This window comes from Ruoffia sp. FAM 26254, assembly GCF_045528545.1.
GTDB lineage: Bacteria > Bacillota > Bacilli > Lactobacillales > Aerococcaceae > Ruoffia > Ruoffia halotolerans.
On the sequence record NZ_JBGQQY010000003.1, the window covers coordinates 83,470 to 104,883 of the forward strand.

The following is a 21,414-nucleotide window of genomic DNA, read 5'->3' on the forward strand; positions in this document are numbered from 1 at the left end:
AACTTATTTCACAACATAACCGTTTCTTTTTTAGCAACTTTAGATAGTGTTTGTATCTTGCCTAATTGGATACAAACACGTACAAGCGTTTGTTTGTATCTATGAGGTGCTAAAAAAGTGTGGAGCCCGCATAGATTATTCTAGAGATTATAATCTTTGCGAGTGTGAGATAAGATGCGTTCTTCATTGAGGGACCTATTTAATTTCTTCCTGCCTAGCGAGATTATATTTCTCGCTAGGTTTTTTTGTCGCTTTTAGTCAAATCAAAAAGGAGAAATTAACATGAAAAAAATTATTAACCTATTATTAGTTGTCAGCTTAGCATTAGTGAGTATCCTATACGGCTCATCAACAACAGTCAGCGCACAAGAACGAGAACCTATTAGCGTTGGGATATTACAATTTAATGCCCACGGATCATTGGATGAAAACTACCGAGGCTTCATTGAAGGCTTAGCTGAATTAGGTTATGTTGAAGGAGAAAACTTGACGGTCAATTATGTGAACGCTGCAGCAGAAGTTAGCCAACTTCCATCACTCGCAAGCAGTATTGAAGCAGAAAGTGACTATTTATTCGCTATTGCGACACCATCTGCACAAGCTTTAGCAAATACAACTCAAGATAAGGTCATTTTATTCTCATCTGTAGCGGATCCAATTGGAGCCGGCGTGGTGGATTCCTTAGAAGAACCAGGACGCAATTTAACTGGAACAACAAATATTGGACCCATTGAACAACAAATCAATCAAATTTTACTCCCATTAGTACCAGAAGCAGAAAAAATTGGTTTAATTTATAATTCGAGTGAAATTAATGCCCAATACCAAGTCGATATCGCGGTACCAATCTTAGAAGAGCAAGACATTGAACCAGTCATTAAGACAATCTCATCAACAAATGATATTAGCCAAGCAATGAACGCCTTAGTTAATGAAGAAGTGGACGGAATTTACTTAGTAACAGATAACTATATCGCTGCATCGATGGCACTTGTCGGAGAAATCGGAAAAGAAGCGGGTATTCCAATGGTCGGTGGATCGAATGATATGATTTTAGAAAACGGTCTAGCAACTTACGGACTAGATTACTATGAACTTGGTGTTCAAACGGCCGAGATGTTAGTTAGAATTATCGATGAAGACCTTGACCCAGCAACAACACCTGTAGAGTTAGCTAACTACTTAGAACTCGTTGTTAATGAAGATTACGCAAATGCTATTGGCATTGACCCACAAGAAATTTATGATTTAATGAAAGAATAAAAACGCAATGACAAATGAATAATAACAATTCTGACAGCAAGAAATGATAAGACTTTTCATGACTTGCTGTCGTATTGTTTGTATAGAAAACGATACCACGGTATAATATTTATAATAAGTAAGAGACTATTTAAGGGGGAACTACCATGGATGAAAAATTTGTATATGCAGTCTATGACAGAATCGAAGAAGCGAATAAAGCAGTTCAAAATTTAACAGATGCCGGAATACCTGTGAGTGCAATCTCACTCTATGCAGACGATGATGTTGTGGAAGAAGCAAATCAATCCGCGAGTGTCGTTGAGTTAGAAGAATATGATGATGACGATGACCATAGATCATTTTGGAATCGAATCGCTGATTTCTTTGGATCTGACGACGGTGAGGATGAGAATTTCCCAGTTGATTTAAAAGGTTATCAAAATGAACTTGATGACGACAAGATATTAGTCGTCGTAGAGAAGACTTATGAAGGCGAAGCACTTTCAGTGGATACGAATGTAAATGTTATGGAAGAAAATGATCCCAACCAAGTAGAGACATTCACACAAAGGAATGACTATCCAACACCAGATGAAACAACTGATTCAGAAAATGCAACAGTTATCGCAGGTGATATGGGTGCAGAAACTGACTACTCTAAAGAGCATCAAAAAGATAGCACTCAAGTAGACTCACAAGTTTACCCAGACGACCGTCAATATACTGTCACCGAAAATGTTCAATACGATGAAAGTAACAAAGTAGCAGGAGATACTGCACGAGAATCAGAAGAAGCAGAAGCCTACTATACAAATCTTAATAGGCAACCGCAAACTGACCGTGATGTAGCAAACAAATCGTCAAATGACGTTACTTACACAGAAGATCCAGTAGCTGATGAAAAGTTACGTGCGGATAGAAAAGAAGGTGGCGTTGCTGGAGATATAGGTGACTCTTCCGATTATTCACAGTACTACCAAAAAAATCAAGAAGCAGCTACACCGACTTCATCCACAGACTACCATGATGAAGATGATTATTTAAAAGGTGAAGAAACAAGCCTGGAAAGAGAGTCTGAAGGGAGGCGCAGTGATTTCATGGGAGTAGGAGACAGCAAACGTCCGGTATCAAACCGTTCGAATAATGATCCGAGAATGGGAGAATTTGAAGATGAGATGCGTCGACATGACGATAATCCCCCAGCAAATGAAGAGGGCGTAAACCCTGAACAGTATGGAGCAGAAGATAAAGGCCCTCAAAACTTTAATACACTAAGTCCAGAAGACACAAATGGCTATGCAGACCAAGAAGAAGGTCATCCATTGGGTGAATTTGAAGATGAGATGCGTCGACACGACGATAATCCCCCAGCAGATGAAGAAGGTGTAAACGCAGATCAATATGAGGACGATAAATAATTGAATTTTAATTTAGAACTCGTACTTGAGGCAATTCAAGTACGAGTTCTTTTTTACAGCGAGAGTCATTTACTATAGAAAAACGGTAGAATGTTGAAAGTGAAATATATATAATATACTCGCTATCAAAGATTGATGGAGAATTATTTATGACGACCGTGAAAGATGTGAAACAGGGAGCATCTTAAATAAAGTACTAGATGCTTTAAAAAATATATTCGCACCAAACTTAGTAGCCTTAAGTGCGGCTGGTATTCTATAAGACTTCACAATCTTGTTACATTCACACGGATTAATTCAAGAAGGTCGCGCAGAATATATTATCCTAGAAACTATCTCAGGGTGCAGTGCTCTACTTCTTGCCTGTCCTACTCGCTTATCCAGCGGCAAAAGTATTTAATACAAACCAAGTATTCGCAGTCTGTGTGGCCTAATTCATGTTACACCCAACGACAAGTCCAACTTAGCTTTAGCTGGTGCAGCATTAGCAGTCATGATTAAATCAAACAATTCAAGTTACAAGCAATACTCAGTGACAGCAGTTGTTACAGCTGCTTTAGGAGTTTCGCAACCGGCTTTATATGGTATCGCCATTCCTTATAAACGCGTAATGATCGCAAGTATTATCGGCGGTTTAGCCGGAGGATTTTATGCCGGTATTGTTGAATTCTATTCTTATGCCTTTGTAAATCCAGAAATTGCTGCACTTCCAGCCTTTATCTCTCCAGATGGATTATTTGAAAACTTAATTAACAGCATCATTGTAATGATCCTGGCATTCGGAGTTTCATTCTTAATTGTCTTATTCGGTAAATTTGAAGACATGCCAGATGCAGAAATTGCTGAAATCGTAGGAGAAGAAGAGAATTAATTCAGAAATTATGAAACGTAGCCATACCGGTGGCTTTTTTTATATAAAATAGTAGCTGTAGACAGAAAAACATTCGTAAATATTTTTAAAATGTCATATATATGGCAATATATAATTTGCACATAATATGCGTCTTATTTGAGTTGCTAATGAAATGTTATATAATAGAGTTGTAGTCAAAAAAATATTAGGAGTGATACAATAATGAAGAAATCATTGAAAAGTTTCGCATTGTTAGGAATGGCCGGATTAATGTTAACTGCCGTTGCGCCACACGTGTCTGCCCAAGATGATTCTCAAGAAGCATCTACTTCTGAAGAATCAGTTAGCTCAGAAGAAAGTACTGAAAGTACAGATGAAGCCCAAACTGAAGAGAGTGACTTACAAGTAGCCCTTAATGATGCAGTGGCACTATTCCAAGAAGAATACCCTAATGCAGAAATAGAAGAGTTAGAAGTTGAATTAAGAAATGAAGAATACCGAATTACGATTCATGGATTTGAAGATAATATTGAATACGAAGTGGACTTTAGTGTAGACCCAGTAGAAATTACTGACCGCGATGAAGATAATGAAGACGATAATGATAACGATGGTGAAGCATTAGTCTTAGAAGACTTAATCACCATTGATGAAGCATCTGAAATTGCTTTAGAAGAAGCTGGCGAAGGAACAATCACTGATTGGGACTTAGATAGCGATGACGGAAGAGTCCGTTGGGAAATTGAAATTGATGGTGTAGAAAATCCAGATCGAGACGATGATGATAACAAATTACACATTGAAATCGATGCAGAAACAGGAGACATCCTAAACGTTGAATTCGATGACTAATCAAATTTATTTAAGGAGGCTTGAAAAAGCCTCCTTTTTTTGCTGTGTACAACTTTAAATATAAATATATAGAAATATTTATAAGAAACTTCTGCTTTGACTACATTAACTTAAGAATGATGATATAATTGTTACATACAATATGAAGGAGTGACATAGATGAAGAAATCTTTAAAGACCCTTGTCGTAAGTTTACTAAGTGCGAATTTAATTGTTGGATCGATGGCAACAGTTGTGCAAGCTGAAGAAGATGGAGGGCTACCTGTTGTATCGGACCCTGCGGCTGAGGAAACACCTGTTCCGGATCCAGAGCCGGATCCAGAGCCGGATCCAGAGCCAGAGCCGGATCCAGATCCAGATCCAGATCCAGAGCCGGATCCAGATCCAGAGCCGGATCCAGATCCAGAGCCGGATCCAGATCCAGATCCAGAGCCGGATCCGGATCCAAAACCAGATCCAGAGCCGGATCCGGATCCGGACTCAGAGCCAGACCCGGACTCAGAGCCAGACCCCGAAGAGAACCCTAAAGAAGAGGATGGAGACGGTACTGGTGAAGAAAATGAAGAGGGAACAGACGGGGATGGTTCAGAAGAAACTCCAACGCCTACACCTACTTATCCGACAAATCCATACATTCCGCCAAGAACTGAATCAAGAACTGAAGTGCCTTCAGTGACTGCAGATGAATCTGCTGAACCAACTGAAAATAGTTTAGCAAGCCAGTATGATGTTGCAGCAAACTTAGAAAATTTAACGGCACTTTTATCATCGTCTCTTGAAGATCCTAATTTTGTATTAGCATGGGAGGACTATCAAGCACTTATCAACGAATATGATTTAACTGATATTAATAAAGATGGAGCTGTTGGAAGCTCATTACATGATATTACAGCAAACTTCTCTGGTAATGCTGTGCCAATAAGAACTGAAAACGTAAATGGACAAATCATAGTGGTTTTAAGTTATGTGGATGAAACAGCAGAATCAGAAGAAGAAACGACACCGGTAAACATCATCTTATATGGTGATGAAGATGGTAACTTAGTAGGCGCTGGAATGTTCCAATCAACTGCTTACGAAAGTGATATTCCAGTTGTAACATCAGAAGTTTTTCAAGGGTTGGTTAATAAGAGTAGAGAAGATCTATACGCAAAAGACTTTTTTGTCAATGGATTCTATCAAATTCTTTCAAATGATGTAACATATACTACCTTTTCAACACCTAGTGAAATAGAAGGCTCAGATGAGTTAGTTACTGTTGATAGCCGATTTGTATTACAACATAATACTACTGAACGTACTGAAGGATTGTTAATCGATCAGCTACAATTTGAAGTATTAGATTATATAGAAGGTTTAGAGTCAGAACCCGAAGTTGCAGAAGAATCTGAATCTACTATAGAAGGTGAAGAAACACAGACAACTGAGGATGAAGTTGAAGTTGAAGATGAACTAGCAAGCAGTCCATTCGTTTCAAGATTTGCACCAGAAACATATGATCCTAACACATTAATTGAAGCTGATATGATTGTATCTGGATATGAAGAGCTAGTATCTATGGTAGAAGAAGGTAAATTAAATTACGATCCAAATCAATTAACTGAACTATTAGGTGAACCAAGTCGGCTACTAGAAGCTGGTACGTATAATTTCTACTATTATTATGCAATTGAAGAAGAAAGAGTTACTTTACTAGAATTAGAAGTAGATACTGAAACAGAACAAGTATCAACTATGCGTTTTGAAAACAGAACGCCTAAATTAGATGAAGCATTCCCGATTACAATAGATGAACTATTTGATGTTGCTAGAGAAGAATTATCTATTAGTAATTTAGAAAGTCATTTAGAAAAAGCTGATCTTGTGGAACATCTATTCACAGGTAGCTATCAAATAAGATATGTTTGGACAAGTTTTGAAGATCCAGAAATGCGTAGTATCGAAGCTTTTGAAGATGGATCAACTAATGAAGTAGAGTTATACTACTACGATCAAGAGTAAATTATTTAGAAAGTTTAAGAATTTCTTAAATAGTTGTTGATTTTCTTAAGGAGTAAGTTATAATGTATACAAGACATAAGAAATGCACGTACGTATTCTGTGTCAGATTACAATTGAATTGCCAAAGTCTTAAAGTTACTAATACTTATATTAAGTCTCAAATTTGACAGAAATGTTACATTAATATGTCATCTTCTGAAAACGATTGACGATAAAATTAATAATTGGTATAGTTTCCTTAAGATGAACTTAAGAAATTCTTTATCTCTTATAAAGAATTTCAGTTTTGGTAAGTTTATCAATTAGGCATGTTAACTTGCCAGTTGTAATGTCGCTTAGGACTATCTTACAAAAAAGACCTAAAATACAGGAGGAAATTTTAATGAAAAAATCATTATTAAAATTAACAGTAGTTTCAGCAGCAGCTTTAACTTTATCAACAGTAGCTGCACCAGCAGTAGACGCTTATTACCAAGATAACAACGGAACAGAATACCAAACATTAGTAAACGTATCTAATGCAGACTTCTACCGTTTATTAGACGAAATCACAACTAAAATTGTTGCTTTAGAAGGACAAATTGGTGTTGAATCTCGTCCAGGCGTTGCAGCAACAGGAAAAATCGCAGAAGTTGAAGCAGCAGAAGCAGCTTTAGCAACAGCTCGTAAAAACGCTGAAGACGCAGCAGCAGCATACGCTGATGCAGTAGCAAATAACGATGCAGCTATCGCTGAGAAAAAAGCAGCTGACTTAGCAGTAACTGAAGCTCAAAAAGCAGTAGATGCTTTAACTGAATCTTACGGAGAATATACTCGTAAAGTAGCAGCAGCAGAACAATTAAACGACGAAGAAGTTGACAATGCTGAATATGCTTATGCTAACGCAGTAGCTGAAGCTGAAGGATCAGCTCAAGCTGCTATCAACGCTTATGACGCAGCTGTTACAGCTCAAGCAGAAGCAGCAGCTTTAGTAAACGCTGAAGACTTTGCAACATTACCAGAAGATACTCAAGCACAATTACGTGAAGCATTAGCAGTAGCTGAATCAGCATTAACAACTGCAACTAACGAACGTAATGCAGCTGTTACAACTCGTGATAACGCAATCTCAACTGCAGCAACTACTCGTGACGCTGCTATCTCAGCTTCAAACGCTAAATTAACAACTACTTTAGCTGATTTAGAGCAAGAATATGTTAATAACAATGCATACGGTGAGTACGCAACTATCGAAGAAGCAGAACAAGCATTATTAGACGCACAATCACGTGCTGCTGCAGCTGCTACAGCTGTTGAAGAAACTCAAGCTGCACTAGCTGATGCACAAGCTGCTAATACAACTGCACAAACAGCTTTAAGACAAGCACAAATCGCTTTAGCTTCAGCACAAGCAGCATTAGAAAACTTATTCTCTGAAAAAGCTTACTTAGACGTTAACTTACACGAATTAGTTGTAGGACAACAAGCTACAAATGATTACCCAAGTTTAGAAAACTTAACTGATGAGCAACAAAACTTAGTTGAAGAAATCACAGGTAAATCAAGTGAAGAATTAGAAGCTGCAGCAGAAGAAGCAGCTAAAAAAGCTGAAGAAGCTAAAAAACACGCTGAAGAATTACGTGGAGAAAACGAAGATGACGACGCTAACCCAGTAGATCCAGAAGAATCAGATGACGAATCAGAATCAGATGACGAAACAGAATCAGATGACGAATCAGAATCAGATGACGAATCAGAATCAGATGACGAATCAGAATCAGATGACGAAGATGACAACAACAACGGTGGATCTAACAACGGAAACGGATCTAACAATGGTGGATCTAACAGCGGTTCTGGACAAGCAGAATTACCAGAAACTGGTGAGTCTTCATCATACGCAATCTTTGGAGCAGCTGCATTAGCAGTATTAGCTGGTGTTGGTTTAGTAGCACCTTCATTCAAAAAAGAAAACTAATTTTAAATAATTAGACTTTAAGACCAAGCTTCGGCTTGGTCTTTTTTATGTGCACATTTTTATAGAATAAAGCAAAAAGAGTATATATGACTAGTCAGTCCGTCCAATATCATTTACAATTAATATAATGACAAGGAGTGAGTGATAATGCTAAATCAAGTAAATATAGGTTTATTTATTACCGGCGGAATTGCCAGTTATAAGATGGGCGAGTTAGCGCGCCAATTAATTAAAAAAGGAGCTAACGTTCGAGTGGTTATGAGTGAAAGTGCTCAGAAATTTATTACGCCACTGACTTTACAAACATTAACTAAACATTCAGTACTAACAGATACTTTTGATGAACATGATCCTGCATCGATTCAACATATTAATATTGCTGATTGGTTAGATCTTGCTTTAGTTGCACCAGCAACAGCGAATATAATAGGAAAGATGGCTAATGGTATTTCAGATGACGCTGTGTCCAGTACATTAATGGCAGTAAATAATTTACGTGTGATCGTTCCGGCAATGAACACTAAAATGTTTGATAATCCAGCAACTCAAGCGAATATTAGTCGCTTAGAGTCTTTTGGTTATGTCGTTATGGAACCTGACGAAGGATTTTTAGCTGAAGGTTATAGTGGAAAAGGGCGTATGCCGTCTGTAGAAGACATTGTTGAGATGGTTGAGTACCAATATATGTGTCATAATTCTCCACAATGGCTTGAAGGACAAAAAGTTGTGGTAACTGCCGGTGGAACAGTTGAAAGAATTGACCCTGTACGCTACATTTCAAACGATTCATCTGGTCAGATGGGGTATGCGATGGCTAGAGCGGCAAGTTTTTATGGAGCGGACGTTACTTTAATCTCAACTAAACGTGATTTAAAGGTGCCTCATAATATTACAGCAGTTTATGTGGACTCTGCTGTTGAGATGCAACAAGAGTTGAATAAATACTTTTTGGATACGAATTATGTCGTGATGGCTGCAGCAGTAAGCGATTATCGTGTCCTTAACCGTGCGGATCAAAAGATTAAGAAAGAAGCAGGTAATGATAATTCATTCCAACTTGATTTCGCTGAGAACCCAGATATCCTCGCAACACTTGGTAAAGAGAAGAAGAATCAAGTTTTAATTGGCTTTGCGGCTGAAACTGAGAATTTATCTGAGTATGCTTCAGGTAAATTAAGAAAGAAAAATGCGAATTGGATTATTGCTAATGATGTATCAAATAAAGGCATTGGTTTTAACTCGACGCATAATGAAGTATTAGTGATTGGAGCAGATGGAACTTATGAAGAAATTTCTGTGCGTTCTAAGTTAAATGTTTCTTTAAAAATTTGGCGCATTATTCTTGACCCAAACCATACAACTAATTAGTCGCTGTCAGTTCATCTTAAGTTCGGATGGATATGATATAATGACTAAGTAACTTTACTTCGATAAAGGAGAGTATAATGACACTACAAGTAGATAATTTATTTAGTGGGTACAGACAAGTGCCTGTATTGAAAGATGTTAATTTTTCAATTAAATTTGGAGAAATCGTTGGTTTAATCGGATTAAATGGTGCCGGAAAATCAACATTATTAAAGACTATTCTTGGTTTAATAGAACCACAACAAGGGTCAGTGAAGATTAACGGCCAATCAATTGTTGATAGCCATAAAGATTATGCACAAAATATTGCTTACATTCCAGAAACACCGATTTTATATGAGGAATTGACTTTAAGAGAGCATATTGAAATGACGGCCCTTGGATATAACATTCCTGTTGATGTCGCCATGCAGCGTGCGGAACCTTTATTGAAGATGTTTAGACTTGACAAGAACCTAAACTGGTTCCCAACGCATTTTTCAAAAGGAATGAAACAAAAAGTGATGGTAGTCTGTGCATTAATTACAGATGCAAAAATCTTAATTATTGACGAACCATTCTTAGGCTTAGATCCCATTGCGATTCGTGATTTTACTAATTTATTAAAAGAGCGTGCAGCTGATGGAACAGCTATCTTATTCACAACGCATGTGTTGAGTATTGCGGATGAGTTGTGCGATTACTTCTTAATGTTAAGAGCAGGAGTTTTAATCGGTCAAGGTAATGTCTCGCAGTTGAGAGAGCAATTTATGATGCCGGAAGCTTCGTTAGACGATATTTATATCGCGATGACTGAGCAAGAGGAGGCGCTTTAATGGGTGACTTCAAAAGCTTATGGCAACAGCGCTTTTCAAATTATTTAAAGGAAATTGGTAAGTATGCAAGGCTAATCATGAATGATCACTTTTCAATTATTATGCTAGTGATCTTAGCTTTTGGTGCATTGTATTACCGTGAATTACTGATTCAATTACAAGCTTTAGACTTAAGTGTTATTCGTTGGGTAATTATCCTGAGTGTTGTCATTTGGTTGGCAACGATATTTCAATTTGGACAGCCGATGTGGTTTACGAAGGATCCTGACAAAAGTTATTTGTTTGCTCGAGGAGAAGAGTGGCATAGTTATTGGTTGAAAGGTGCTTTAGTATCTTTAGTCTTACCAGCGATTATTATTTCACTCGGAACAGCAATGATTATGCCGTTTCTAGATTTGATTTCTGTTTGGAGTTTGAGCCAAAGTTGGTTGCTGATTCTTTATATGCTTGCCTTCAAAGCAGTCAGCTTTTCGTTACTGTATTTAGATATTTTTAATTTAGGCTTCGCTCAGATTATTGGGCGACCTCTATCCAGATGGCATCATACTTTATTAGTTGCAGTCGCGTTATTCATAACGTTTAGTTTACCTGTGACATTTAATATATACATACCTTTGGTGATACTTTTACTCTTGATTGTTTATATCGCCTGGGCGATGACTCAAAGAAGTAACCGCTGGGTGGCTTTTGATCATATTGTGGAAGAAGAGACGCGTCGTGAGGCAAGTTTATATAAGTGGATTTCGATTTTTGCGGATGTACCTCACTTGAGACCATCGATTAAACGCCGTCCATATTTAGATGGGGTACTGTCATTCATGAAGAACTTGAATAATAACCGCTATTCATTCTTATTCTTGAGAGCTATATTTAGAAATAATGCATACAGTGGTGTTTGGCTACGCGTAACATTATTTATTTCAGTACTGATCATGATGACAAGTAATATTTGGATGTTATTAGGAATGGGTATCTTGAGTCATGTACTCACGTTTATCCAGCTAGTTCCATTGATGAAATTATATAGTAATCAACCTTTTCAAATTATTTATCCAAACCGAGAAGGGTCTATTGTTAAGGCATTTCAAGGAACATCTTTGGTCATTGCCTTTATTCAATTGCTTGTGTATGCAGTGATTGCTGTAATGACTCAGCCACTAACACTTCAGTTAGCCTATATTATTATGGCTTGGATCGCAGTGGCGATGTTGATGATATTCTTATATGTACCATGGTGGTACAAAAAACAGACAGATTAAATAGGGAAGCGCTCAACAATGTTGGGCGCTTTTTTGAATTGGAATGATAATTGTGTCCCTGAGAAAATTTCAGGGCACCAAATTGCGAAAAACCATCTTTGAGAAATTCTCAAGGACCTAAATCCCCATAATTCCAAAATTCACAGCCAATGCCAACTCTGTTACATATTGAGTTTAACATTTCATAATAATCTATTTCACAAACTATTGATTGTGTTCGCTAACTTGCAAATTTTTACAAACCCGAATTTCTGGAATTGCCTATAAATAATGAATTAAAAGATTATAAACTTTGGAATAAAAGGATTTTGGAACAGCGGTTAAAAACTTAAATTCAATTTTCACAAGCTTATAAGCAATTATTATAAGGATGTTGAATAGGATGGAAACTCCGTTAAGCCAATATTCAAGCTGTTTTCACAAAGTTACTCATAATATTTTAACTTAAATTTTAAATTACTTTGTGATATGATGTACTTATTAGATTTAAAAAGGTATATTAGGGGGAAATAATTGATGAAAGTTGTAATTATTGGTGCTAACCATGCGGGGATTGCTGCAGCGAATGTTTTACTTGATGAGTACGAAGGTCATGAAGTAGTATTAATTGAGAAAAATGATAACATTAGTTATGTTGGAGCAGGTACTGCTTTATGGGTTGCTCGCGAAGTAGAAAATCGTAATGATTTATTCTATACAGAGAGTAAAGATTTTGAAGATAAAGGTGCTCGAATCTTAATGGAAACAACGGTTGATCGTGTTGATTACGATAATAAAGTTGTTCATGCTGTAACAAAAGATGGTGAAGAGATTGAAGAGTCATATGACAAATTAATCTTAGCTACTGGTTCTAAACCAATTGAACCAAATGTACCAGGTAAAGACTTAGACGGAATCCACTTCCTTAAATTATTCCAAGAAGGACAAGCGGTTGATGAAGAGTTAAATAGTGACAAGATTGAAAAAGTTGCTGTTATCGGTGCTGGTTATATTGGTGTTGAGATTGCAGAAGCAATTCAACGTCGAGGTAAACAAGTATTATTATTTGATGCAATGTCTACATCATTATCAAACTACTATGATGAAGAGTTTGCTCAAATAATGGATAAAAACTTAGCTGACAATGGCATAGACTTACATTTTGACGAATTAGCTGAAGCTTATGAAGGTGAAGAAGGTCGTGTTAAAGCAATTAAAACAAATAAAGGTCACTATGACGTTGATTTAGTAGTTAACGCGATTGGTTTCCGTCCAAACAATGACTTAGGTCAAGACCATTTAGAATTATTTGCGAATGGAGCTTACTTAGTAGACCGTCACCAACAAACAAGTGATCCAGATGTTTATGCAATTGGTGACTGTGCGACAGTTTACTCTAATGCATTACAAGATACAGCTTACATCGCATTAGCAAGTAACGCTGTTCGTTCAGGAATCGTTGGAGGACATAACGTTGCTGGAACTGACTTAGAACACGTGGGTGTTCAAGGATCAAACGGTATTTCAATCTTTGGTTTAAACTTAGTATCAACGGGATACTCAGTAAAAGCTTGTCAACGTTTTGGTATTGATGTGGATTATGTTGAGCATGAAGATGTTCAAAAATCACCTTACATGAGCGATAATGAAACAGTTAAGATCCGTATCGTCTTTGAAAAAGGAACTCGCCGTATTGTGGGAGCTCAAATTGCTTCACATTATGACATGTCAGCAACTATTCATATGTTCTCATTAGCCATTCAACAAAAAGTAACGATAGATACGTTGAAGTTAACAGATATTTTCTTCTTACCTCACTTCAACCAACCTTACAACTACATCACAATGGCTGCATTAAAAGCAAAATAATATATTCAAACCCAAACCGCTATTTTATAGCGGTTTTTTATTTTGAGCTAAGATTTTTGTTCTTCTTAGTACTTTTGATATCATAGGGGAGAGGACGAACAACTTATCCATGAAAAGGCAATCACTTAGGAGGAATAACATGAAAGCATGGTCAATAACTGAACCGGGTGGCGTAGATAATTTAATTCAAGAAGAACGCCCAACTCCACTACCCACAAATGGTGAAGTGTTAATTAAAGTAAAGGCTTTCGGTATTAACCGAACTGAGATTCTGACGCGTAAGAACAAACAATTAGAGGCGCCGTATCCAGTCTTAGGAATTGAAGTTGCCGGGGAAATTATTGAAAACCGCTCAAATCGAACTGATTTAGAACCGGGAACACGTGTAGCTGGCTTAGTGATTCAAGGATCATATCAAGAATACGCAGTCATGCCTGCGGAGTTCGCGATGATTTTACCTGAGAATCTCACTTACGAAGAAGGCGCAGCGATACCAGAAGTTTTCTTAACTGCTTACCAAACTATATACTGGTTAGGCGATTTGAAAAAAGATGAAAGTATTTTAATTCATGCTGGAGCTAGTGGAGTAGGAACAGCCGCAATCCAAATGGCTAAGCAATTGAGCGATGCCAAAATTTTCTCGACATCCAGTCGCAAAGAGAAATTAGATAAGATGAAAGAATTAGGAACTGACTTTCCGATTAATTATAAAGAAGAAGATATCGCCAAACGGGTGCTTGAAGAAACAAATGACGAAGGTGTTGACGTTATTTTAGACTTTATTGGAGCATCATATTACGACTTAAATCTTAAAAGTGCCAAAATTGATTCGAGATGGATATTGATTGGGACACTAGGCGGATCTGAAGTAGAGCAATTTAATATTTTAGATATTATGCAAGAACGAATTCACCTAAAAGGAACGCTCCTGACGCCAAGAAGTAATGCATATAAAGGAGAGTTGACGAAAGAGTTCGTGAAGAACGTTATGCCGTATTTTGCAACAGGAGCAATCAAAGCAATTATTCATGAAGTACTAGATTTCTCAGAACTACCAAAAGCGCATCAAATGATGGAAAACAACGTAAATATCGGGAAAATAATCGTCAAAATCAGTGAGTAATGACTTATATAGAAAACATCAAATTATTAAGTGTTATAACCACTATTTATAATGAAAACGTGTTAAAATATTCAGTATGAAGGAAAATCAGAAAGGAAATGAATGTATGGAATTGAATAAAGAATTATTAGTAAATTTAACTGAAGTTAATGGAATTGCAGGAAATGAAACGCAAGTCCGTGAACTTTTCAAGAAAGAAACAGAATCTTATGTGGACGAATTCGTTCAAGATGGTTTAGGAGGGATCTTCGGTAAACATATCGGAGATGCAGAGGGACCTAAAGTCTTAATGGCAGCTCACATGGACGAAGTTGGTTTCATGGTCAGTGAAATCACTGATAAAGGATTCATCAAATTCGTTACGATTGGTGGCTGGTGGAGTCAAGTTGTACTCGCACAAGAAGTTGTTATTACAACAAGAGAAGGTAAAGAAATCGAAGGGGTTACTGGATCAAAACCACCTCACGTATTGACAGCAGAGGCGCGTAAAAAACCAATTGATATGAAAGATATCTTTATCGATGTTGGAGGACAATCAAAAGAAGACATTGAAAAAATGGGCATCCGTCCTGGTGACATGATTACACCGTTAATTAAAACTCGTCGCCTAAACGACACACCATTCCTACTAGGGAAAGCATGGGACAACCGAATTGGCGTGGCGGTAGCAGTAGAAGTCTTAAAACACGCCAAAGAAAAAAACCATCAAACAGTACTTTATTCTGGGGCGAATGTTCAAGAGGAAGTTGGCTTGCGCGGTGCTAAAGTAGCTGCGAACTTAGTTCAACCAGATATCGCGATCGCCTTAGATACAGGTACTGCAGGTGATACGCCAGGCATGACTAAAGCAGAAGCGGATAGTGAATTAGGAAAAGGGCCACAAGTTATTGTCTTTGACGCGTCGATGATTTCTCACAAAGGTTTACGTGACTTTGTAGTAAACATTGCTGAAAAACATGACATTCCATTCCAATATACATTTATTCCAGGTGGAGGAACAGACGCTGGATCGATTCATACAGCTCAAGCAGGAATTCCTTCAATCGCGATTACTGTTCCGGTTCGCTACTTACATTCAACTACTTCAGTGATTCATGAAGATGACTTCAAGAATACAGTTCGTCTAGTGACAGCAATTTTAGATGAGTTAAATACAGAAACTGTTGCGACAATTAAAGAAAATGTTTAGAGAAAGAGGATAACAACTATGATTTTTGTGGATAATGGTAATAATTATGATGCCAGTTTAAATATTGCACTAGAAACTTATTTAGTAGAAAATCGTCTAGTTGACGAACCGATTCTGCTATTCTATATTAATGAACCTTCAATTATCGTTGGACGTAATCAAAATACGACGGAAGAAATTAACCAATCGTATGTTGACGAACATAATGTGCAAGTTGTTCGTCGTATGTCTGGTGGTGGGTCCGTGTATCATGATCTGGGAAACTTTTGTTTCTGCTTTATTAAGGATGATGATGGAACTTTCCGCGACTTCAAGAGTGTGACCGAACCCATCATCGAAGCTCTACATAAGATGGGAGCAACGGAAGCAGCTTTAGAAGGGCGTAATGACCTACTTATTGATGGGAAGAAATTCTCTGGAAATGCTATGTACGCTAAAGACGGTCGAATGACTGCTCATGGAACTATTTTATTTGATTCAGATTTAGACGAGACTAATAATGTATTAAAACCAAGAAAAGCTAAAATTGAATCAAAAGGAATCAAGTCGGTACGCTCACGTGTCACAAATATCAAACCTTACGTTGATGAAAAATACCGCGATTTATCTACAGAAGAGTTTAGAGATTTAATTCTTTTAGAAATCTTCGGAGTGGATAAACGTGAAGATGTCCCAGAATTTAAATTAACCGATGAGATTTGGGAAGGCGTGTATAAACTGCGTGAAGAACGTATGGGTAATTGGGAATGGAATTATGGTAAATCACCGGACTTTGATTTTGAACAAAGTCATAAATTCCCATTCGGTTTTGTTGATATTCGCTTTAACGTGAGTCAAGGTGTCATTAAAGATGCACGTATTTATGGAGACTTCTTTGGTTTAGGTAATATCAAAGATGTTGAAGAGAAATTAAATGGCGTAAGATATGAACGCCAAGCAGTGACAGAAGCTTTAGCCGATGTTGATGTGAATAAATATTTTGGAAATACGACTTTAGAAGAGATTGTCAACTTAATTTTCGCATAAAACTTAAAGAAAGCCCCGCTGATTTGCATTAAAACAAATCAGCGGGGCTGTTTTTAATTATTCATCTTGTAATTGATGTCCAATACCAACCATAATATCACGGAAGTCAGTGATGTAGCTGATTTCTGAGAAATCTTCATCGGTATCTGAATACCAAACATAAGTTATAACAGATTTAGGGAAGTCATGATAGATACTATCTGGTTGTCCAATTTGATCAACCATTTCGTTATAAGTCACTCCACTCGTGTATGAAAGCTGATTCAATTGAGATGGTGTAATGCCAAAGTCTTTCTCGAGATTATCATCGGCATTCGAATGTTCATTTAAAGCGTAGACTTTATCGTCTAATAACACAACGATGTAATCAGTACTTGAATCACTATCACCAACTGAATAAACTAATAATTCATAAGAACCAGCTAAGGTAATTGTAGTTGGATCACCCAACGTTTCAACCACTTGATCTCTTTCAATCACGGTTCCTTCATTGTGCAACACTAAAGCATGATCAACTAATTCAGAGTAGGTATCGGAAAAAGCATCCGCATCTTCATATACGACATCTTCGAAATCGATGTTAAATGTCAGATTAATCACTTCTTCGGCATCTTCAGTTGAGATATCCGCGATCACTTCTAAACTTGTCGCTTCATCTTCTCTTTCTAAAATGAAAAATTGACGCGAAGTAGAATCATCAAGTTCTTCTTCTGAGCTAGGCTCTCCAAAGGTTTCATGTAATTTTTCTACTGAATAAACTTCTTCGTTAAGCATAGCATCAACGAAAACGCTATTCTCTTCTTCTGCTAAAGACTTAACGTCCTCTGCAAAAACAGGTGTAGCTCCACTTAAGCCAGTGAGACTTAGTGATACGATTACGACATATTTCAAATACTTCATCATCCAATCTGCTCCTTTATAAAAAATACTTCACTAACGCTATTATACGTCAGTGAAGCATACGCTCTAATAAAGGAATTGTAAAATTTATGTAAACGTGCGACTGTAATATTACCCTCTATTATAAACGTCAGGGAATAATTGATTTAACATTGCTTTTCCTAAAAGACGAGGTGTTCCTTCGCCTGGGAAGCGGTGAATCGCAATCATCGGATTAAAGTTTGCTTCGATAATACCGTAATTATCCTGAGTAGGTTCTTTAGTGTAGTCTTCAATAATGATATCTACACCACAGAAGCTTGCTTCAAGTAATTGAGAAGCTTTTTCAGCAATCTTCTTATAACCTTCATGCGTATCATCGGTACGATCAATTGAAACTCCACCGGTCGACACATTACTGTTCTCACGTAAATATACTGTCTTACCATCTTCTGGTACAGAATCAAAAGTATATCCATAGTTTTTTAATTGAAGGGTCTCGATTTCACCTTTTTCAATGATTGTTAAAGGTGCTTTATGATCACGTCCACGTAGGGGGTTTTTGTTCACTTCATCAATTAACTCGCCAATGGTAGACATTCCGTCTCCAATGATATGAGCTGGGCGACGTTCAACAATTGCCATAGTTTGATTATCTTGAATATAAAAGCGTAATTCAGTTCCTTCTATATACTCCTCAACTAAAACTGTATGATCTTCCTTATAGGCAAAGTTCAAAGCATCAATATAATCATCTTCACTTGGATTGCTTCTAAAGATAGTAATACCTAAACCGTAATTTGTATTCTTAGGTTTAACAACAATGGCTTTGTCGGGTAGGGAAGTGTAGTATGCTTTTGCTTCTTCAATATGACTGAATGACGTTCCGGATGGAACATTAAGACCCGCTTCATCGAGTAAAACTTTTGTTGCGACTTTATTTTCCATTAAGAAATAACTGATTAAAGAATCAAGGCGAGTCATATTTGCACTTTTGACGTATTCAGTTTGCCCTTGGAACGATAATTCGATCACATTTTCCTCACTGTCAATGATTCTTACTTTAATACCCGCTTTAATTGCTTCTTTAAGCACATCTTGTGTTGATAACTCGAGATTTTCAAAGCCATGTAGTAAGTAGGGTTTATCTAAGTAAACTTCTTGATGTTCTTTGGCAAGGCGTAAGCCCATCTCAAGGAAACTATCATAGTCAGTTGCTTCTTCAACAATGCGTCCAGCTAAAGTTAATGAAGGATCTTCAAGTGAAGCTTCAACTTTATCTACTATAGAAGAGACATTATCTGTGTTAGATAATTGATCGGCAACTTCGCGCATAGCAGTGACTAACCATTTAGCTTCATCTATGTCCATTGGAGCATCTAAAGCGTCCGCTTCTGAAGTTGCATAATTCATCTTAGTTCCTTTTACGATCTCAGTGTCGTATTTTACATCTGGGATAAATAAAAGTGTAATTAAAAAAAGACGAACTAATGCGATTGTTTCATCATCAATCCCATGAGGGTGATAAGGATTCAAATCGATGTTACGAAATTCAAGGTAACTAATCCCTTTATCTAAAAGTTCTCGGGCATTCGCTCCTCCACGGAGACGCACATCACGGTACAATTCCTTCTCTAAAGAAAGAGCACCAGAATCAATGGCATCTTCTATAGAAGTAACAAAGTCTTCTAAAGAATCATAGTTCATCACAACAGATTCTTTATTCTGATAACCATAACGACTTTGTCTAATTGAACGCATTCTTTCTGCATGAGGTTTACCATATAAGTTTGTCGCATAGTTAGGAGCAACATAAGGTGAAGCGCCTATGAGATATGTTAGTAACCAACGATAGCGGAAATAATTTCTAGCTAAATGCATATAAATCATATTATTGAATTGTAATTCATCGTCATAATCAGACTGAGCTTCAAATGAATCATGTTCGATATCAGGATTAATCTGGAAGTTATAATGAATTCCAGAAATTAATTGGACATGCTTACCGTATAGTTCGGCTAGAAATGCCCGGTAATTATACTCTTCAATCTTCTCTAACTGAGCAATCTTAATATCCTCAGAATTCTCTGGGATAATTACCGGTGTACTAAACGGCCATAATAAATCTCCGTTCTTTTCATTCGTCGTTGCGACGATCTGATGGAAGGAGCTTAACCAATCTTGTAGTTTACTGATTGACACAGTAGGGGGTGTAATTAATTCTAATTGACTTTCTGCAAAGTCAGTTTGTATATAAGGTTGTTGTTTACGAGTTCCCCATTCAGAAGAATGAAGGTGATTAGATATGTTCCCAACATGGTTAACACGTAAAGATTCTCGCTCAAGTCCAACAGTACTAAGCCACAAGCCAGGAACTTGATCAAGTTTAAAGTAACTCTCTTGTATCTTCACTATAATCCTCCTTTGAATTAAGAGTATAATACATTATACAATAATATTAGACTTTATATAGTAGAAAGTGATTCCAAAAGTTAAAAGCTACAATAGAAATAAAGAATTATGAATAAAGTACAAAATAGTGTTGACACTATACAGCAACCCATGGTATATTATCACTTGTCGTCACGAGACGTTGTAACAATGTTTGGCGATAACTTTGTAAGGTTACATAAAATTTACATAAACTTTACAAAAAAGCGAAAAAAGTATTGACGAAATGATTCGTCGATGATAATATAACATAAGTTGCTACTACAACATGTGTAGCGCTTACAACTATTGGAGCGAATCACACATTTGTTTCAAAAAATGCTTTACAGATTACTCGAAGCATGATAGGATATAAAAGTTGTCATTTGAGATCACGTCACTTTAAAAAAGAAATAATAAAAGTGAAAAAAGTGATTGACACTACCATATCAAACATGTTACTATTTAAAAGTTGTCATTTGCGACAACGATTAAATGAGGCAGCACTGATAAAAAGTGAAAAAATATTGTTGACACAATATAGCCCGCATGATAAGATATGTAAGTCGCCAAACAGCGACAACATCACAACGAAGTGTTAAATAGTTTTGAAAATTATTTAAAAAACTTCAAAAAAGTTGTTGACTTCGAGTCACAACTGTGATATTCTATAAAAGTTGTTAAAACAAACGACATCACTTCGAGACGGAGTTGAAAATACTTTTTAAAAAAGTGTTGACAACCACAACGCGAACGTGATAAACTATAAAAGTTGTTGTTCAACAAAACGACAACGAAAGCTCATTGAAAACTGAACAAAGATAAACACACCAAATGTGTAAGGGGATCTGTTCTACGGAACAGACAACCAAACAATTTCGCTGGACGACCACCAGTTTAAAAAAGGTCAACAAAGCTAGAATAGTAATGAGCAAAAGCTCAAACAATCAATTATGAGAGTTTGATCCTGGCTCAGGACGAACGCTGGCGGCGTGCCTAATACATGCAAGTCGAACGCACTGACGGAGAACTTGTTCTCTTGACGTGAGTGGCGCACGGGTGAGTAACACGTGGGAAACCTACCCTTCAGCGGGGGATAACCATCGGAAACGATGACTAATACCGCATAGACGACAGAACCGCCTGGTTCA

The 21,414-nt window shown here is 37.0% G+C and carries 15 protein-coding genes and 1 rRNA gene; 14 read left to right on the forward strand and 2 right to left on the reverse strand.

The features are described 5' to 3' along the window. The first annotated feature begins 282 nt into the window (after positions 1-282). The 13 genes from ACEN3Z_RS01805 (at position 283) to ACEN3Z_RS01865 (ending at position 16,954) form a co-directional block, all read left to right on the forward strand. A complete protein-coding gene (locus ACEN3Z_RS01805) occupies positions 283-1,263 on the forward strand; it encodes an ABC transporter substrate-binding protein (RefSeq protein ID WP_407089339.1) in 981 nt (326 codons plus the stop codon). Positions 1,264-1,409: 146 nt separating this feature from the next. Next, positions 1,410-2,663, forward strand: a complete 1,254-nt coding sequence (locus ACEN3Z_RS01810; RefSeq protein ID WP_407089340.1) for a hypothetical protein — start codon at positions 1,410-1,412, stop codon at positions 2,661-2,663. Between the two features lie 493 nt (positions 2,664-3,156). After that, complete coding sequence (locus ACEN3Z_RS01815; RefSeq protein ID WP_407089341.1) at positions 3,157-3,534, forward strand: hypothetical protein; 378 nt, start codon at positions 3,157-3,159, stop codon at positions 3,532-3,534. A 204-nt stretch (positions 3,535-3,738) separates the two neighbouring features. Further along, positions 3,739-4,368 (forward strand): PepSY domain-containing protein, encoded by a 630-nt coding sequence (locus tag ACEN3Z_RS01820; RefSeq protein WP_407089342.1) that lies wholly within the window; start codon positions 3,739-3,741, stop codon positions 4,366-4,368. A gap of 159 nt (positions 4,369-4,527) precedes the next feature. Further along, a complete protein-coding gene (locus ACEN3Z_RS01825) occupies positions 4,528-6,369 on the forward strand; it encodes a hypothetical protein (protein ID WP_407089343.1) in 1,842 nt (613 codons plus the stop codon). Between the two features lie 382 nt (positions 6,370-6,751). Beyond that, positions 6,752-8,326, forward strand: coding sequence for an LPXTG cell wall anchor domain-containing protein (locus tag ACEN3Z_RS01830; RefSeq protein WP_407089344.1), 1,575 nt, complete (start codon positions 6,752-6,754; stop codon positions 8,324-8,326). Between the two features lie 147 nt (positions 8,327-8,473). Then, a complete protein-coding gene (gene coaBC / locus ACEN3Z_RS01835) occupies positions 8,474-9,694 on the forward strand; it encodes a bifunctional phosphopantothenoylcysteine decarboxylase/phosphopantothenate--cysteine ligase CoaBC (RefSeq protein WP_407089345.1) in 1,221 nt (406 codons plus the stop codon). A 77-nt stretch (positions 9,695-9,771) separates the two neighbouring features. Next, positions 9,772-10,509 carry an ABC transporter ATP-binding protein gene (locus ACEN3Z_RS01840; RefSeq protein ID WP_197105233.1) on the forward strand — a complete coding sequence of 246 codons (738 nt, stop codon included), beginning with the start codon at positions 9,772-9,774 and terminating at the stop codon, positions 10,507-10,509. Beyond that, positions 10,509-11,768: an ABC transporter permease gene (locus ACEN3Z_RS01845; RefSeq protein WP_407089346.1), complete on the forward strand. Its 1,260-nt coding sequence runs from the start codon at positions 10,509-10,511 to the stop codon at positions 11,766-11,768. The genes ACEN3Z_RS01840 and ACEN3Z_RS01845 overlap by 1 nt, the downstream gene beginning before the upstream one ends. 516 nt (positions 11,769-12,284) lie before the next feature. Then, positions 12,285-13,616 carry a H2O-forming NADH oxidase gene (nox, locus tag ACEN3Z_RS01850; protein ID WP_407089347.1) on the forward strand — a complete coding sequence of 444 codons (1,332 nt, stop codon included), beginning with the start codon at positions 12,285-12,287 and terminating at the stop codon, positions 13,614-13,616. A gap of 139 nt (positions 13,617-13,755) precedes the next feature. Continuing rightward, entirely contained in the window at positions 13,756-14,739 is a 984-nt protein-coding gene (locus ACEN3Z_RS01855) for an NAD(P)H-quinone oxidoreductase (protein ID WP_407089348.1), read from the forward strand. A gap of 106 nt (positions 14,740-14,845) precedes the next feature. Further along, on the forward strand, positions 14,846-15,928 hold the full coding sequence (locus ACEN3Z_RS01860) for a M42 family metallopeptidase (RefSeq protein WP_407089349.1): 1,083 nt from the start codon (positions 14,846-14,848) through the stop codon (positions 15,926-15,928). Positions 15,929-15,946: 18 nt separating this feature from the next. Then, positions 15,947-16,954 (forward strand): lipoate--protein ligase, encoded by a 1,008-nt coding sequence (locus ACEN3Z_RS01865; protein WP_407089350.1) that lies wholly within the window; start codon positions 15,947-15,949, stop codon positions 16,952-16,954. A 57-nt stretch (positions 16,955-17,011) separates the two neighbouring features. Here ACEN3Z_RS01865 and ACEN3Z_RS01870 read toward each other — a convergent pair whose 3' ends face one another. After that, positions 17,012-17,857: a hypothetical protein gene (locus tag ACEN3Z_RS01870; RefSeq protein ID WP_407089351.1), complete on the reverse strand. Its 846-nt coding sequence runs from the start codon at positions 17,855-17,857 to the stop codon at positions 17,012-17,014. Positions 17,858-17,965: 108 nt separating this feature from the next. Then, positions 17,966-20,245: a bifunctional glutamate--cysteine ligase GshA/glutathione synthetase GshB gene (gene gshAB, locus ACEN3Z_RS01875; RefSeq protein WP_407089352.1), complete on the reverse strand. Its 2,280-nt coding sequence runs from the start codon at positions 20,243-20,245 to the stop codon at positions 17,966-17,968. 967 nt (positions 20,246-21,212) lie between these two features. Between gshAB and ACEN3Z_RS01880 the strand changes: the two genes are divergently transcribed. After that, a 16S ribosomal RNA gene (locus ACEN3Z_RS01880) occupies positions 21,213-21,414 on the forward strand; the annotation flags it as partial.

Coding starts and splice junctions, on each gene's coding strand:
- ACEN3Z_RS01855 (WP_407089348.1), top strand. CDS start 13,756: ATGAAAGCATGGTCAATAACTGAACCGGGTGGCGTAGATAATTTAATT.
- ACEN3Z_RS01845 (WP_407089346.1), top strand. CDS start 10,509: ATGGGTGACTTCAAAAGCTTATGGCAACAGCGCTTTTCAAATTATTTA.
- ACEN3Z_RS01860 (WP_407089349.1), top strand. CDS start 14,846: ATGGAATTGAATAAAGAATTATTAGTAAATTTAACTGAAGTTAATGGA.
- ACEN3Z_RS01865 (WP_407089350.1), top strand. CDS start 15,947: ATGATTTTTGTGGATAATGGTAATAATTATGATGCCAGTTTAAATATT.
- ACEN3Z_RS01805 (WP_407089339.1), top strand. CDS start 283: ATGAAAAAAATTATTAACCTATTATTAGTTGTCAGCTTAGCATTAGTG.
- ACEN3Z_RS01810 (WP_407089340.1), top strand. CDS start 1,410: ATGGATGAAAAATTTGTATATGCAGTCTATGACAGAATCGAAGAAGCG.
- ACEN3Z_RS01840 (WP_197105233.1), top strand. CDS start 9,772: ATGACACTACAAGTAGATAATTTATTTAGTGGGTACAGACAAGTGCCT.
- ACEN3Z_RS01830 (WP_407089344.1), top strand. CDS start 6,752: ATGAAAAAATCATTATTAAAATTAACAGTAGTTTCAGCAGCAGCTTTA.
- ACEN3Z_RS01870 (WP_407089351.1), bottom strand. CDS start 17,857: ATGATGAAGTATTTGAAATATGTCGTAATCGTATCACTAAGTCTCACT.
- coaBC (WP_407089345.1), top strand. CDS start 8,474: ATGCTAAATCAAGTAAATATAGGTTTATTTATTACCGGCGGAATTGCC.
- nox (WP_407089347.1), top strand. CDS start 12,285: ATGAAAGTTGTAATTATTGGTGCTAACCATGCGGGGATTGCTGCAGCG.
- ACEN3Z_RS01815 (WP_407089341.1), top strand. CDS start 3,157: ATGATTAAATCAAACAATTCAAGTTACAAGCAATACTCAGTGACAGCA.
- ACEN3Z_RS01825 (WP_407089343.1), top strand. CDS start 4,528: ATGAAGAAATCTTTAAAGACCCTTGTCGTAAGTTTACTAAGTGCGAAT.
- ACEN3Z_RS01820 (WP_407089342.1), top strand. CDS start 3,739: ATGAAGAAATCATTGAAAAGTTTCGCATTGTTAGGAATGGCCGGATTA.